This is a genomic window from Streptomyces sp. NPDC101194, from assembly GCF_044767885.1.
GTDB lineage: Bacteria > Actinomycetota > Actinomycetes > Streptomycetales > Streptomycetaceae > Streptomyces.
The window spans coordinates 918,424-932,355 of sequence record NZ_JBIWOS010000002.1; the positions used below are offsets into that span (position 1 = coordinate 918,424).

A 13,932-nucleotide genomic window follows, 5' to 3' on the forward strand; every position below is an offset into this window, starting at 1 on the left:
TTCCCAAGTTGCCTACCGACCAGTAAATACCGGGGGTAACCACAACCCGGGGAGGCGCAATGAGGCGCACCAGGCACAGACTTCGCTGTACGGTCGCGGCCGCCGCGGCCATGGCGGCGGCATTGGGCGGTACGGCCTTCGCCGCGGGACCGGCGGGCGCGGCGGACCGGCCCGGCACCACCACTACCGCATCCACCCCCCTGTCACCCGAACTGGAGGCCATCCGCGCCGCCGAAGCCACCCGGCTGTACGGCGACCCGGCCGAGCGTCCGCTCGCCGACCGCAAGACCGGGCTGATCTCGCTCGGCGACAGCGAGATCTCCGGCGAGGGCGTCGGCACGTACGAGGCGGGCACCGACGGCCCCGACAACTGGTGCCACCGCTCGCCGGACTCCGCCATCCACCGCACCGGCATCCCGGCCGACGTCACGTACAACGTCTCCTGCTCCGGCGCCTACACCGGCAACATCGTGATCGGCGGATCGAAGCAGTACGCCGACGAGCTCGTGCAGAGCGACAACCTCGCCATCAAGGCCCGCAACACCCGCATCAAGATGATCGTGCTGGTCGCCGGCGCCAATGACGACCTGCAGTTCGGCCCGGTCATGACGGACTGCGTCCAGCGCTGGGTGCTCTCCCAGGGCACCTGTCAGCCGAAGTACGAGGGCGGCTGGCAGGCGCGCGTCGACGGGCTCGTCCCCAAGGTCGAGAAGACGGTGCGCGACCTCAGGACCGTCATGTCGGACGCCGGATACGCCACCGGCGACTACAAGCTCGTGGTCATGGGCTACCCGAGCCCGATCGGACCGGACTTCTACGACAACCCGGACTTCCCGGGCAAGCTTCCCGGTGGCTGTGCCGGATACGACTCCGACGCCGCCTGGGGCCGTGACGTCGCGGTCCCCGCCTTCGAACGCGGAATGCGCAAGGCCGCCGCCGACACCGGAGCCGTCTACCTCGACAACTCCCGGCTCTTCCACGGTCACGAGGTCTGCAGCGACAACACCTGGGCCCGCGGCCTCTACATCGACCTGTCGCACTTCCCGCCGGACTCCAACTCCGTCCGGCAGTCCTTCCACCCGAACGCGCGCGGCCACGCGGCCTTCGCCTCCTGCCTGACGCAGATCTACAACTCGTCGCTGCGCGAGGCGAGCTGCGCCGACCCGGCGAGCACCGGACAGCCGGTTCTCCAGGCCGCGGCGTGGGACGACGTCTTCAAACCCCTCAAGAACGAGGCCACGGGCACCTGCGTGGACGTTCCCGCCTCGGTGACCCGCAACAACACCCCGATCGCCGGCTGGGACTGCCACGGCGGCCGCAACCAGGGCTGGTGGTACGACTCCGGCACGAAGAACATCCGTACCGAGCTGAGCCACGACCGGTGCCTCGACGTGCCGGGCGCCGACTACAAGGCGGGCGCCACGCTCATCCTGTGGAACTGCTCGGGCGCGGCCAACCAGCAGTTCGTCAGGCAGTCCGGGACCTTGCGCCCGGCGGCCTCGACCGGGCTGTGCCTGACGCTCGCGGCGGCCAAGGACCCGCTGAGGCTGCAGAGCTGCGACGGCAGCGCGCAGCAGCGGTTCGCGTAGTCCGTACCCCGGTACGGGGTGGGGCGGGGAGCCGATTCGGACCCCCGCCCCACCCTTCCCGCACCGGCCGAGGCGTCAGCCCGACGTCACGAAAGCGCCCAGGACGGCGGCCAGAGCACCGGGGTCGTCCGCCCCGCACAGCTCGCGCGCCGAGTGCATGGACAGTCCGGGCACCCCCACGTCGACCGTCGCGACACCCAGCCGGGCCGCGGTCAGCGGACCGATCGACGTACCGCACGGCATCGCGTTGTTGGAGACGAACGACTGCCACGGCACGCCCGCCCGCTCGCACGCCGCCGTGAACACCGCCATGCCGGTGCCGTCGGTGGCGTACCGCTGATTGACGTTGACCTTGACCGTGGGTCCGCCGTTGGGCAGCGGACAGTGGCCCGGGTCGTGCCGCTCCGCGTAGTTGGGGTGCACCGCGTGCGTCATGTCGGCGGAGACGCAGAAGGCGCCGAACAGGGCGCGTGACCAGTCCTCGGCACCGCCGCCGCGCGCGGTGACCGAACGGCCGAGGACGCGCTCCAGCAGGGGCCCCTGCGCCCCCGTGTCCGAACCGCTGCCGACCTCCTCGTGGTCGAAGGCCGCCAGGACCGGGATGTACGAAGGCTCCTCGGCCCCGGTCGCCGCACCCACCAGGGCCGTGACGCCCGCGTGCACCGACACCAGGTTGTCCAGCCGGGCGGACACCACGAACTCCCGGTCGGCGCCCAGGTATCCGGGCGGCTGGACGTCATGGAGCATCAGGTCCCAGCCGAGCACGTCGTCCCGGTCCACCTCCGCCGCCGCCGCGACCCGGCGCAGCAGCGCACCCTCCTCGGGAGCCCCGAGCGCCCAGAGCGGGCTGAGATGGCGCTGCCGGTCGAGCGCGAGCCCGTCGTTGACCGTACGGTCCAGATGGATGGCCAACTGGGGTACCCGTGCCAGCGGTTCGTCGATCCGGACGAGCCGTGACGCGACCCCGCCGTCGGGGCCGCGCAGCGTCAGCCGTCCGGAGATGCCCAGATCGCGGTCGAGCCAGGTGTTCAGCGGCACGCCGCCGTAGACCTCCACGGCGATCTGCCGCCAGCCCGCCGATCCGGTGTCGGGGACGGGCTTGATCCGCAGATTGGGGGAGTCGGTGTGGGCGCCGATGATCCGGAACGGGGTGTGGGCGGCCGCGTCCTCGGGGACGTACCAGGCCATCAGGGCGCCGCCGCGGGCGACGAAGGCGCCGCCGGTCGCGCCCGTCCAGTCCTGCGTGCCGTGGAGTTCACGGAAGCCGGCCTTCTCAAGACGCCGGGCGGCGCTCGCCACCGCGTGGTAGGGGGATGGGCTGTCCCTGATGAAGGACAGCAGGTCGTCGGCGTGGCTGCGCCGGGGGAGCGGCGACATGCGGTGTCCGCCTTTCCGGTGATCGACGGTGAGGGTGGGAGACGAGGGGCGAACCCGCGCCGGGCCGTTCGGCTCGGCAGGCGTTCGGGGGTGTGGGGGGTGGCGGTCGGCTCCCGGGCCTTTGGGAGCCGGTCCCGGTTTCCCGGGTCGGTTCCCGGTTCCGAACGGGGGTCCGCCGGCTTTCCGGGACTGTTCCCGGGCCCACCGGCGGCCGGTTCCCGGTTCCCGGGTCCCGACTTCCGGTGCCCCGGGGCGGTTTCCTGAATCCCCGGGTCCGCGGAGCGCGTCAGGAACGTCCGACAACCCACCGCAGCGGCCCGGCACGGCGCAAGTCCGCGGCGCGGCCCGCTGCGCGAAAGCGGCGGTGCCGGTCCGGCCCGCCCCGCGTCCGGGCGTGAGGCGGCCGAGAGCGAGCGCCGGCCAGGACGGGGTTCCGCCCGACCCGTGCCGGACACGCGTTCCGCAAGGCGTTCCGGAGGGCCCGGAGACCCGGCATCCGGCTCCCGGACACCGCCGGCGTCCGCCGACACCTCCGCGCGGACTCCTGCGGGAGCCCGCACCCCGCACCGCGCGCGGGGCCGCGCGGCCGGCCTCCCGGTGGTCCTCTCAAGATTGGCTGAATACAGTCGTGCGGGAAGCCTCACCGCAGCTGCCCGTCGCGATCGGCGCCTGAGGGCGGGGCGGGGACACGATCTCCGTTCCGCGGCCTCGTCACCCCGATCAGGAACACGACGGCGACCGCGATGGCCGCCCCGTGCGACCAGGCGACGACGGTCAGCGGGCTGTGGCTGTCGAGCGCCGCCGCGACCAGGATCATGCCGACGCCGAACCCGAGGTTCTCGACGGTCGCGGAGAGGCCGAACGCATGACCGCGCAGATCCGCGGGAAGCGTCTGCAGATGCGAGGTGTACGAGACCTCCGTGAGTCCGTCGGCCGCCCCCGCGACCAGTGCGATCACAGCCGTCGCCGCGTACGGGAACCCCGCGAACGCCAGGATGAACGCCCCGGACATCAGACATGTGCCGTACCCGAAACCCGTTGCCCCCACCGACCGCCCGGTGCGTGCCACGTACCGCTGGATCAGCTGCTGGGCGACGACGTTCCCCAGCGCCCACAGACACCAGAACGCGCTGACGAACACGGCGGGGCGCGAGGCGTCGAGCCCGGCGGAGTGGACCGGCAGCGCCGCGTTGTGGGAGGACGAACCGAAGGCGTCCACACTGCGCAGCACCACCATCAGGCCGAGGCCGGGTGCGGCGGCGGACCGGAGGAACGCCCCCGGCGACCGCCGCCGCCCCGCCCCGGCCCCCCTCTTCCCCTCCTGCGGACGCCCGCCGGAATCCCCCTCCGATTCCGGCCGGGCGTCCTTCCCTCCGCCGCCGCCCGCGATCGGCAGCAGAGCCACCGTCACGGCGCAGACCACGAAGGTGCCCATGTCCACCACGAACGCCGCGGTGTAGCCCACCAGCGAGACCACCACTCCCGCCGAAGCGAACCCCGCCACCATGGCCAGCGAACGCCCCGTGATGGAAAGGGAGTTCGCCCAGGGCCGGCGATCGTCGCCGACCATCTCGGGAATGGAGCTGCGCAGCGACACCATGAAAAGCGTTCCGCAGGCGCCGACCACCACGGAAACGGCCGTCAACGCGGCCGTGCGCATCCCCTCCGGAGCGAGGACCAGCGACAGCATCACCGCCGCCTGCGCCGCATTCGTCCACAGCATGACGCTCTTGGCCCTGAACCGGGCGAGGAGAACACCGGCCACGAGGCCGGCGAGGAACCCGGACCCCAGACGCACGGCCATGAACAGGCCCATCGCGAGCGCCCTGCCCGTCGTCTCGTAGACGAACAGATTGAGCGCCACCGTATTCAGGAAGGTGCCGTACGAGGAGAGCGAGTAACCCGCGACGAGGAATCGATAGCGGCGCTCGCCGCGTGCCGCTTCGGCCGGATCGATGTCCGGCACGCGGTCCGGCCGGTCGTTCCCGTGCCCGATGTCGTGCGTCACCGGCCCATGGTCACCGAGAGTCCGTGCTCGCCCATGGCCTGCGGACTGCACGAATGTAATCTGCATGGTTGTGAAGGACGATCATTCCGGCCCACGGGCGTGTGATTGCCGCGAATCGTCATCGGACCGTGTCTGCGACACCGCCCTCGCGGCCTATCGGCGCGCGCTCACGGAGGGAAGCCTTCCGGCCGACGACGTGCCCCGCTGTCTGAGCGGCCTTCATCTGATGGTGGAGGACCGGGACTCACCCGGGTACCTGATTCCCGTTCCGCCCGAGACCGCCTCGTTCGACGCACTCGGGCCCATCGAGGAGGCGATCGCGCGGCAGCGTCGCACGCTCCGTTCGGCCCGCGCCGCGCTGGCCGTCTTCGAGGGCCTGTACGCCGATGTGCACCGGCTCGAACAAACCGCCCTCACCCGGCTCTCCGGCGCGGCCGTCATCGGCAAGGCGCTCGACGCGGGCGTCGCCGGCTGCCGTGAGGAGGTCCGCACCGCCCAGCCCGGCGGCGGCCGTCCCGCACATACGCTGGAGGTGGCGCTGCGCCGGGACCTGCACAATCTGCGCAGGGGCATCCGGCAGCGGACGATCTATCAGCACACCGTCCGCTCGGACCGTACGACGCTCGCCTACATCGAGCGGGTGACCACCGAGGGCGCCGAGGTCAGAACACTCGCCGAGGTCGTCGACCGGATCATCGTCTTCGACCGGAACCTCGCGTTCGTCCCGTACTCCGACGAGCCGCACAGCGCTCTGCGCATCCAGCACCCGTCCCTGGTCCGCTTCCTGGTCCGGCACTTCGACGAAGCCTGGGCCCGCTCGGTCCCGGTGCGACCGGAGCGCGTACCGCTGCGCACCCCCGTCGTCACCTCCGACCTGCAACGGACCATCCTGCAGGCGGTGGTGGGCGGCGAGACGGACGAGGCGATCGCCCGCCGGATCGGCATGAGCCGCCGCTCCGTCGCGGAGCACGTGCGCAGGGTCTCCGAGCAGCTCGGCAGCAACAGCCGCGCCCAGCTCGGCTATCTGATCGCGACATCGGGCCTGCTGGAGCAGTGAGAGGCGCGGGGGCCGCCCCGCCGTGATTCGTCCGGCGGAACCGCCCCCGCGGGACGACGGCTCCGCGCGCTTCGCGCACGTCGCCCGCGCCCCGCACGTCCCGACGCGTCAGGCGAGACCCGGACCCCGCACCGGAATGCTGGTGAACGTCGGCGCCGGGGCGGGCTCGGTGAAGAAGTCGTTGCCCTTGTCGTCGACGACGATGAACGCGGGGAAGTCCTCGACCTCGATCCTCCACACCGCTTCCATGCCGAGCTCCTCGTACTCGACGACCTCGACCTTCTTGATGCAGTCCTGCGCGAGGCGCGCCGCGGGGCCGCCGATCGAGCCCAGGTAGAAACCGCCGTGGGCGTCGCACGCGTCGGTGACCTGCTTGGACCGGTTGCCCTTGGCGAGCATCACCTTGGAGCCGCCCGCCGCCTGGAACTGCGCGACGTAGCTGTCCATCCGTCCCGCCGTCGTCGGACCGAAGGAGCCGGAGGCGTAGCCCTCGGGCGTCTTCGCCGGGCCCGCGTAGTAGACCGGGTGGTCCTTCAGGTACTGCGGCATCTCCTCGCCCGCGTCCAGCCGCTCCTTGATCTTGGCGTGCGCGATGTCGCGGGCCACGACGAGCGGGCCGGTCAGCGAGAGCCTGGTCTTGACCGGGTACTTGGTCAGCTCGGCGAGGATCTCGTCCATCGGCCGGTTCAGGTCGATCTCGACGACATCACCCGCCTCGTCGAGGTGCTCGTCGGTGGTGTCGGGCAGGAAGCGGGCCGGGTCCTTCTCCAACTGCTCCAGGAAGACGCCCTCGGCGGTGATCTTCGCGGTGGCCTGGCGGTCCGCCGAGCAGGACACGGCGATCGCGACGGGGAGCGAGGCGCCGTGGCGGGGGAGGCGGACGACCCGCACGTCGTGGCAGAAGTACTTGCCGCCGAACTGGGCGCCGATGCCGATCTTCTGCGTCAGCTCGAAGACCTTCTCCTCCAGCTCCTTGTCCCGGAAGCCGTGGCCGGTGGGGGAGCCCTCGGCGGGCAGCTCGTCCAGGTAGTGCGCGGAGGCGTACTTCGCGGTCTTCAGCGCGAACTCGGCCGACGTACCGCCGACGACGATCGCCAGGTGGTACGGCGGGCAGGCGGCCGTTCCCAGCGAACGGATCTTCTCCTCCAGGAACTTCATCATGGAGGCCTCGTTCAGCACGGCCTTCGTCTCCTGGAAGAGGAACGACTTGTTGGCCGAGCCGCCGCCCTTCGCCATGAAGAGGAACTTGTACGCGCCGCCGTCGGTGGCGTACAGCTCGATCTGGGCCGGCAGGTTCGAGCCGGTGTTCTTCTCCTCCCACATGGTGAGCGGAGCCATCTGTGAATAACGCAGGTTCAGTTTCGTGTACGCGTCGAAGATGCCGTGCGACAGGGCCTCCTCGTCACCGCCCTCGGTGAGTACGTTCTGCCCGCGCTTGCCCATGACGATCGCGGTGCCGGTGTCCTGGCACATCGGCAGGACACCCGCGGCGGCGATGTTCGCGTTCTTCAGCAGGTCGAGTGCGACGAACTTGTCGTTGGACGACGCCTCGGGGTCGTCCACGATCCGCCGCAGCTGCGCCAGGTGGGCGGGGCGCAGGTAGTGCGAGATGTCGTGCATGGCCTCGGCGGCCAGGGTGCGCAGCGCCTCCGGGGCGACCTTGAGGAACGTACGGCCGTCGGCCTCGAAGGTGGAGACACCCTCGGAGGTCACCAGACGGTACGGCGTGGTGTCCTCTCCCAGAGGGAGCAGATCGGAGTACGCAAACTCTGGCATTACGGCCATTCCTCACTCGGCAGACGGCGGCTGACCTCCCTTGGGCAGCGCATCCACCAGGGTAGAACGCCGAGCGGAGGCCGAAGCTGTGAGGTAAGGCTCAGTGCGGCCCCCGGACGCGGGCGACACGGCGGGGACGAGGCGGGGGCTAGTCGCGATCTATCGCGTTTGGGTACGCTGGGTCGGTGGACCTCGAAAAGCACCCCCAGCAACCCTCCGTGGCCCCGGCGGAGCCGGCCGGTATCCGTGCCTCCGACGCGGACCGTGACCGGATCGCGGACATCCTGCGCGAGGCCCTGGCCGAGGGCCGGCTCACCGCCGAGGAACACGGCGAGCGGGTCGACGCGGTCTACCGCGCCAAGACGGTCGGCGAACTGGAGCCGCTGGTGCGGGATCTGCCCGCCCCCGCAGGGGCTGCCCGCTCGGCCGCCATGCCCGGCGTCCACGGCGCGGAGGGCCCGGCGGGCCCCGCCGAGAACCTGGTGGCGGTCTTCAGCAGCTCCACCCGCAAGGGTCGTTGGCGGGTCGGTGGCCGTACGAACGCCTTCGCGCTCTTCGGCAGCGTGGAGATCGATCTGACCGAGGCGCTCTTCGGCCAGAGGCTCACGGTGATCAATGCGACCGCCATCTTCGGAAGTGTCGAGATCAAGGTCCCGGAGAACATCTCGCTGCGCGGCAGCGGCACGGGTGTCTTCGGCAATTTCGAGGTCGCCACACTGGAATCCGCGGACCCCGAGGCGCCCGTGGTCGTCGTCAACGGCTATTCGGTGTTCGGCAGCGTCGAAGCGAAGCCCAAGCGCGGGAAGTTCATCGCGGATCTCCAGGACCGGCTGCGCAAATACCTCGGCTGAGCGGCTGAGGGCCGTCCGTACCGCCTGGCGGGCGCACGACGACGGCCACGGCACCTCGCCGCGTTGTCGGAACGTCCGCACGCATCCGGTGGGCGGACGGCCCTCCGCCTTGCGACGCACCGCATCCGAGGCCGCGCGCTGCTCCACCAGGGATTGCGGGGCAGCCCTCAGGCCCGCTCCCTCGCATACTTCCGAACAGCGCCGAACCATTTCGGACTTCTTCGGGCTTCTTCGAACCCTTTCGGTCTCCGTCGATGTCCGTCGAAGCCTGTCGAAGTCCGCGTATTCCCTTCGAAGCTCTTCGAGGCTCTTCGAAAACAAGCCAAATTCCTGACCAAACGCAATTCGGCACCCTGGAGCCGGGTGACACGCAGTGCATAGGCCTACGCACAGCGGGTAGGGAGTGCTGCATCGTCTCTCGCTCGCGAAGCCGTCGTCAGGAGTAGACCGTGCTGCAACTGCCGCATCAGCCCCTGCAGGTCGCCGCCGTCCCTCCCCAGCGCACCCCCGCTCGGGAGGACCAGGCCGGTCCCTGGCACTCGGAGGCGGTGTGCCGCCGGGACGAGGCCGGGCTGTTCTTCGCCCCGTCGAAGGAGCCGACTGCTGCCAGACTCGCGCGCGAGGAGTCCGCGAAGCGGGTCTGCGCGCGCTGTCCGGTGATGGTCGAATGCCAGGAACATGCCCTCATACAACCGGAGCCGTACGGGGTGTGGGGCGGCCTCACCGCCGCCGAACGCCGTGTGGTGCTCGCCCGTCGGAGACGGCGCGAGATGGAGCTCAAGGCGTCCTCGGCGTCCTCCGGAGTGACGGGCCGCGTCGCCGCGGCGGGCTGAGCGGGCCGGCAGCGCGCCGGTCCGCGCGGGCGTGTGTCCGCCCGCGCCCGTACACGCGAAGAGGCGCCCCCACCGCACACGGGGGCGCCTCTTCGCGTTCTCGGGGGATCCGCGTCGCGGACCCGCCTCCTGGGGGCCGCGCCTACTTCGCGCGGTCGAAGTCGATGGCGCTGTAGGCGCGCAGCTTCGACAGCCGGTGCGTCGAGTCGATCTTCCGGATGGTGCCGGACTTGGACCGCATGACGATCGACTCGGTGGTCGCCGTCTCCGCGCGGTACCGCACGCCGCGCATCAGCTCGCCGTCCGTGATGCCGGTCGCGACGAAGAACACGTTGTCGCCGCTGACCAGGTCGTCGGTGGACAGCACCCGGTCCAGGTCGTGCCCGGCGTCCAGCGCGCGCTGCCGCTCGGCCTCGTCCTTCGGCCAGAGCCTGCCCTGGATGACACCGCCGAGGCACTTTATGGCGCAGGCGGAGATGATGCCTTCGGGGGTGCCGCCGATGCCCATCAGCAGGTCGACCCCGGTGCCCTCGCGGGCGGCCATGATCGAGCCCGCGACGTCGCCGTCGGAGATGAACTTGATCCGGGCGCCGGTCTCCCGGATCTCCTTGACGATGCCGTCGTGGCGGGGGCGGTCCAGGACGACGACGGTGACGTCCTCGGGGGCGGAGTTCTTCGCCTTCGCGACACGGCGGATGTTCACCGAGACCGGGGCGTTGATGTCGACGAAGTCGGCGGCCTCGGGTCCGGTGACCAGCTTGTCCATGTAGAAGACCGCGGACGGGTCGAACATGGCGCCGCGGTCGGCTGCGGCGAGGACGGCGATCGCGTTGGGCATGCCCTTGGCGTTCAGGGTCGTACCGTCGATCGGGTCCACGGCGATGTCGACCTCGGGGCCGGTGCCGTCACCGACGCGCTCGCCGTTGAACAGCATGGGGGCTTCGTCCTTCTCGCCCTCGCCGATGACGACGACGCCGTTCATCGAGACGGTCGAGACGAGGGTCCGCATGGCCTTCACGGCGGCACCGTCGGCGCCGATCTTGTCGCCGCGGCCCACCCAGCGTCCTGCTGCCATGGCGGCGGCCTCGGTGACCCGGACCAGCTCCAGGGCCAGGTTGCGGTCGGGGGCCTCGGGGGAGACCTCCAACTGAGACGGCAGATGATGCTCGGACATCGGAGCGCACCTTTCTGTACGACGACGACCGGAAGAGGGTGCTGTGACTCTATCGTCAGGTCGACAAAATGAGCAGACCGGGTCACTTATGAGCGGCTGCCCCCCGAATCGGACCGAGTGGGTCTGATGCGACCATGGACCCGTGGCTAGCAAGCGAGGCAAGCAGACGGTGCGGGACATGTTCCTGTCGATGGCGGTGATCTCCGCCGCCGCGGGGGTTGTTTACATCTTCGTTCCGCATGACGAGAACGCCAACCCGGTCAAGCCGGTCGACTACCGGGTGGAGCTGCTGACGGCGCGGCGCGCGGCGCCCTACCCGGTGGCCGCGCCGGACGGACTGGCCAAGGAGTGGAAGCCGACCTCGGTCAGTTACGACCGCAAGGCCGGCAACAGCTGGCACCTGGGCTTCCTCGACCCGGAGGGCAAGTACGTCGCGGTGGAGCAGTCCACCTCGGCGGCGAAGAAGTACGTGACCGAGGTCAGCCAGGACGCCAAGGACACCGGGCGTACGCAGGAGGTCGCGGGCGAGACGTGGCAGCACTGGAAGGGCGAGAAGTACGACGCCCTCGTGCGCCACGACAAGGGCGCGACCACGGTGGTCACGGGTTCCGCGTCGCCCGAGCGGCTGGCGGAGATGGCTGCCGCGCTCAGGACGTCCTGAACTGGTCTGACGGCCGTGCGGGGCGCACGAAGCCCTGTGCACGGAGTGTGAAGCCCCGTGCGCGGCGTACGGGGAAGGCCCTGGAGCCGTATCAGGTGCTCCAGGGCCTTCTCCGTGCGCGCGGCGACGATCAGACGGTCGTGATGACCTCGTCGTAGGCGAGGCGCGGCAGACGCGGGAACCAGGCGTCCTCGCCCGGCTTGCCGATGTTGACGACCATCAGCAGGCTGTGGTCGCCGTCCAGGAACTCCTTCTCGATGCCCGCGGCGTCGAAGCCGGTCATCGGGCCCGCGGCCAGACCGGCGGCGCGGACGCCGATGATGAAGTACGCGGCCTGCAGCGCGCCGTTGAGGGCGGCGGCCGACTCGCGGACCGGGCGCTCGGAGAAGAACGCGTCCTTGGCCTGCGGGAAGTGCGGGAGCAGGGCCGGGAGCTCCTCGTGGAACTCGTTGTCGGTGGCCAGGATGGCGACCAGCGGGGCGGTGGAGGTCTTCGGCTGGTTGCCCTCGGCCATGTGCTTCACGAGGCGCGCGCGGGCGTCGTCGGAGCGGACCAGGACGACGCGCAGCGGCGACTGGTTGAACGCGGTGGGGCCGTACTTGACCAGGTCGTAGATCGCCTGGACCTGCTCCTCGGTCACCGGCTCGTCGGTGAAGGTGTTGGCGGTGCGGGCCTCGCGGAAGAGGAGGTCCTGGGCGGCGGGGTCAAGAGCGAGGGACATCGTGCGAATTACCTTCCGGACGTACACGTGGATCAAGCAACGACGGCCACGGTACGGGAGAGGTAGGTTAACTTTCAACTAAAACCGGAGCGGAGTGACCCGTTACACAGCACGGGACTCTTGTGCCGCAACCGGCCCTTCTGCGCCGTCGACGGCTCCTGCGGTGCGGCGCCCGCCGCAGGGGCGGCCGCCGTGGCCCTCACGCACGGCGGGGCGGTCTCAGCCGTCGTCGTCGGCTGCCGTGGCGGTCTCCCCGGAGTCGGCCGGCCCCGCCAGGGCCGCGTCCAGCCGGGCGCGCGCGCCCTCCAGCCAGTGCCGGCACACCTTCGCCAGCTCCTCGCCCCGCTCCCACAGCGCGAGGGACTCCTCCAGCGTCGTACCGCCCGCCTCCAGGCGGCGCACCACCTCGATCAGCTCGTCACGGGCCTGCTCGTATCCGAGCGTGCCCGCGGCAGCCGCCGTAGTCCCGTCGTCCGTCATGCGCCCCACCCTACGTTCCGGCCCGCCAGGAGCCTTCGACCTCGTCCGTCGTCATCCGCGGGCCCGCACTCCGAACCCGTCCGGCGCCCGCGCGCCGGACATCCACCGCCCGGAGCGTCCCCGCCGCGCCCGCGCTCACTCACCGGCGACCCGCACCGCGAACTCGCCACCCGAGACCCGCGCACGGAGCACATCTCCCGCCGCCCCCGCGTCCGCGGGGGCGCGCACCACATGACCGTCGGCCCGCTGCAGCACCGCGTATCCGCGCTCCAGCGTCGCGGCGGGCGACAGCGCGACCACCCGCGCCCGGGTGTGGGCGAGCTCCGAGTCCGCCCGGTCCAGCAGATGCCCCAGCACCCGCCTGCCCCGCCCGATCAGGGCATCGATCTCCGACGCCCGCTCGTCCACCATCCGATGCGGACGTTCCATCGAAGGGCGGCCCAGCGCATGCGCCAGCCCCCGCTCCTCCCGGTCCAGCAGCCCGCGCACCGTCCGCAGCGCACGGTCCCGCAACTGCTGCACCCGGTCCAGCTCCTCGCCGACATCGGGCACGACCTTCTTCGCCGCGTCCGTCGGCGTGGAGGCGCGCAGATCCGCGACCAGGTCGAGCAGCGGGGAGTCGGGCTCATGGCCGATCGCCGACACCACCGGCGTGCGGCACGCGGCGACCGTCCGGATCAGCTGCTCGTCCGAGAACGGCAGCAGGTCCTCCACGCTGCCGCCACCCCGCGCCACGACGATCACGTCGACCTCCGGCAGGTCGTCGAGCTCCTTCACGGCCTGGACCACCTGATTGACCGCGTGCACCCCCTGCACCGCCGTGTTGCGCACCTCGAAACGCACCGCGGGCCAGCGCCGTCGCGCGTTCTCCAGGACGTCGCGCTCGGCGGCCGAGGCCCGTCCGCAGACCAGTCCGATCAGCTGCGGCAGGAACGGGAGGGACTTCTTCCGGTCGAGCGCGAAGAGCCCCTCCGAGGCCAGTGACTTCTTCAGGCGCTCAAGACGGACCAGCAGCTCGCCGATGCCGACCGGTCGTATCTCCGTGGCCCGCAGGGACAGCTGGCCCCTGGGCGCGTACCACTCGGGCTTGGCGAGGACGACGACCCGCGCCCCCTCCGTCACCACGTCCGCGATCCGGTCGAAGACCTGGCGGAAGCACGTCACGCTCACCGAGATGTCCTGCGAGGGGTCGCGCAGCGTCAGAAACACCACGCTGGCACCGGGCCGCCGTGACAGCTGGGTGATCTGCCCCTCGACCCAGACCGCCCCCAGCCGGTCGATCCACCCCCCGATGAGCCGCGACACATCACCGACGGGCAGCGGAGCTTCCGCGGACGTTTGGAGAGCCATGCGAGCGAGCGTAACCGCCCCCACCGACAATCAGCCGCCCATGCCGACCGCCACG

Annotated in this window: 12 protein-coding genes; 5 read left to right on the top strand and 7 right to left on the bottom strand. The window is 70.9% G+C overall.

Annotated elements, in window-relative coordinates; all coding sequences use genetic code 11:
- The first annotated feature begins 59 nt into the window (after window positions 1–59).
- A complete protein-coding gene (locus ACIRP2_RS10930) occupies window positions 60–1,589 on the top strand; it encodes a ricin-type beta-trefoil lectin domain protein (RefSeq protein ID WP_404248633.1) in 1,530 nt (509 codons plus the stop codon).
- A gap of 75 nt (window positions 1,590–1,664) precedes the next feature.
- Here ACIRP2_RS10930 and ACIRP2_RS10935 read toward each other — a convergent pair whose 3' ends face one another.
- Window positions 1,665–2,966: a M18 family aminopeptidase gene (locus ACIRP2_RS10935; RefSeq protein WP_404248635.1), complete on the bottom strand. Its 1,302-nt coding sequence runs from the start codon at window positions 2,964–2,966 to the stop codon at window positions 1,665–1,667.
- 640 nt (window positions 2,967–3,606) lie between these two features.
- Window positions 3,607–4,974, bottom strand: coding sequence for an MFS transporter (locus ACIRP2_RS10940; protein WP_404248637.1), 1,368 nt, complete (start codon window positions 4,972–4,974; stop codon window positions 3,607–3,609).
- Window positions 4,975–5,044: 70 nt separating this feature from the next.
- On the opposite strand from ACIRP2_RS10940, the gene ACIRP2_RS10945 reads away from it, so the two are divergent.
- Window positions 5,045–6,031 carry a LuxR C-terminal-related transcriptional regulator gene (locus tag ACIRP2_RS10945; protein ID WP_404249454.1) on the top strand — a complete coding sequence of 329 codons (987 nt, stop codon included), beginning with the start codon at window positions 5,045–5,047 and terminating at the stop codon, window positions 6,029–6,031.
- 108 nt (window positions 6,032–6,139) lie between these two features.
- Here the strand turns inward: ACIRP2_RS10945 and ACIRP2_RS10950 are convergent, their stop codons facing one another.
- The gene (locus tag ACIRP2_RS10950; RefSeq protein ID WP_404248639.1) at window positions 6,140–7,807 is read right to left on the bottom strand and encodes a fumarate hydratase; all 1,668 of its coding nucleotides are present in this window, start codon (window positions 7,805–7,807) and stop codon (window positions 6,140–6,142) included.
- 185 nt (window positions 7,808–7,992) lie between these two features.
- Between ACIRP2_RS10950 and ACIRP2_RS10955 the strand changes: the two genes are divergently transcribed.
- Window positions 7,993–8,658: a DUF1707 domain-containing protein gene (locus tag ACIRP2_RS10955; protein WP_404248641.1), complete on the top strand. Its 666-nt coding sequence runs from the start codon at window positions 7,993–7,995 to the stop codon at window positions 8,656–8,658.
- A gap of 449 nt (window positions 8,659–9,107) precedes the next feature.
- Window positions 9,108–9,491 carry a WhiB family transcriptional regulator gene (locus ACIRP2_RS10960; RefSeq protein ID WP_404248643.1) on the top strand — a complete coding sequence of 128 codons (384 nt, stop codon included), beginning with the start codon at window positions 9,108–9,110 and terminating at the stop codon, window positions 9,489–9,491.
- A 142-nt stretch (window positions 9,492–9,633) separates the two neighbouring features.
- Here the strand turns inward: ACIRP2_RS10960 and glpX are convergent, their stop codons facing one another.
- A complete protein-coding gene (gene glpX / locus ACIRP2_RS10965) occupies window positions 9,634–10,665 on the bottom strand; it encodes a class II fructose-bisphosphatase (RefSeq protein ID WP_404248645.1) in 1,032 nt (343 codons plus the stop codon).
- Window positions 10,666–10,807: 142 nt separating this feature from the next.
- Here glpX and ACIRP2_RS10970 point away from each other — a divergent pair, with 142 nt between their 5' ends.
- The gene (locus ACIRP2_RS10970; RefSeq protein WP_404248647.1) at window positions 10,808–11,326 is read left to right on the top strand and encodes a DUF4245 domain-containing protein; all 519 of its coding nucleotides are present in this window, start codon (window positions 10,808–10,810) and stop codon (window positions 11,324–11,326) included.
- A gap of 130 nt (window positions 11,327–11,456) precedes the next feature.
- Here ACIRP2_RS10970 and ACIRP2_RS10975 read toward each other — a convergent pair whose 3' ends face one another.
- The 3 genes from ACIRP2_RS10975 to xseA form a co-directional block, all read right to left on the bottom strand.
- Window positions 11,457–12,047, bottom strand: coding sequence for a malonic semialdehyde reductase (locus ACIRP2_RS10975; RefSeq protein ID WP_404248649.1), 591 nt, complete (start codon window positions 12,045–12,047; stop codon window positions 11,457–11,459).
- Window positions 12,048–12,266: 219 nt separating this feature from the next.
- Window positions 12,267–12,527 carry an exodeoxyribonuclease VII small subunit gene (locus ACIRP2_RS10980; protein WP_404248651.1) on the bottom strand — a complete coding sequence of 87 codons (261 nt, stop codon included), beginning with the start codon at window positions 12,525–12,527 and terminating at the stop codon, window positions 12,267–12,269.
- A 135-nt stretch (window positions 12,528–12,662) separates the two neighbouring features.
- Window positions 12,663–13,877, bottom strand: coding sequence for an exodeoxyribonuclease VII large subunit (gene xseA, locus ACIRP2_RS10985; RefSeq protein ID WP_404248653.1), 1,215 nt, complete (start codon window positions 13,875–13,877; stop codon window positions 12,663–12,665).
- Window positions 13,878–13,932 lie beyond the last annotated feature (55 nt).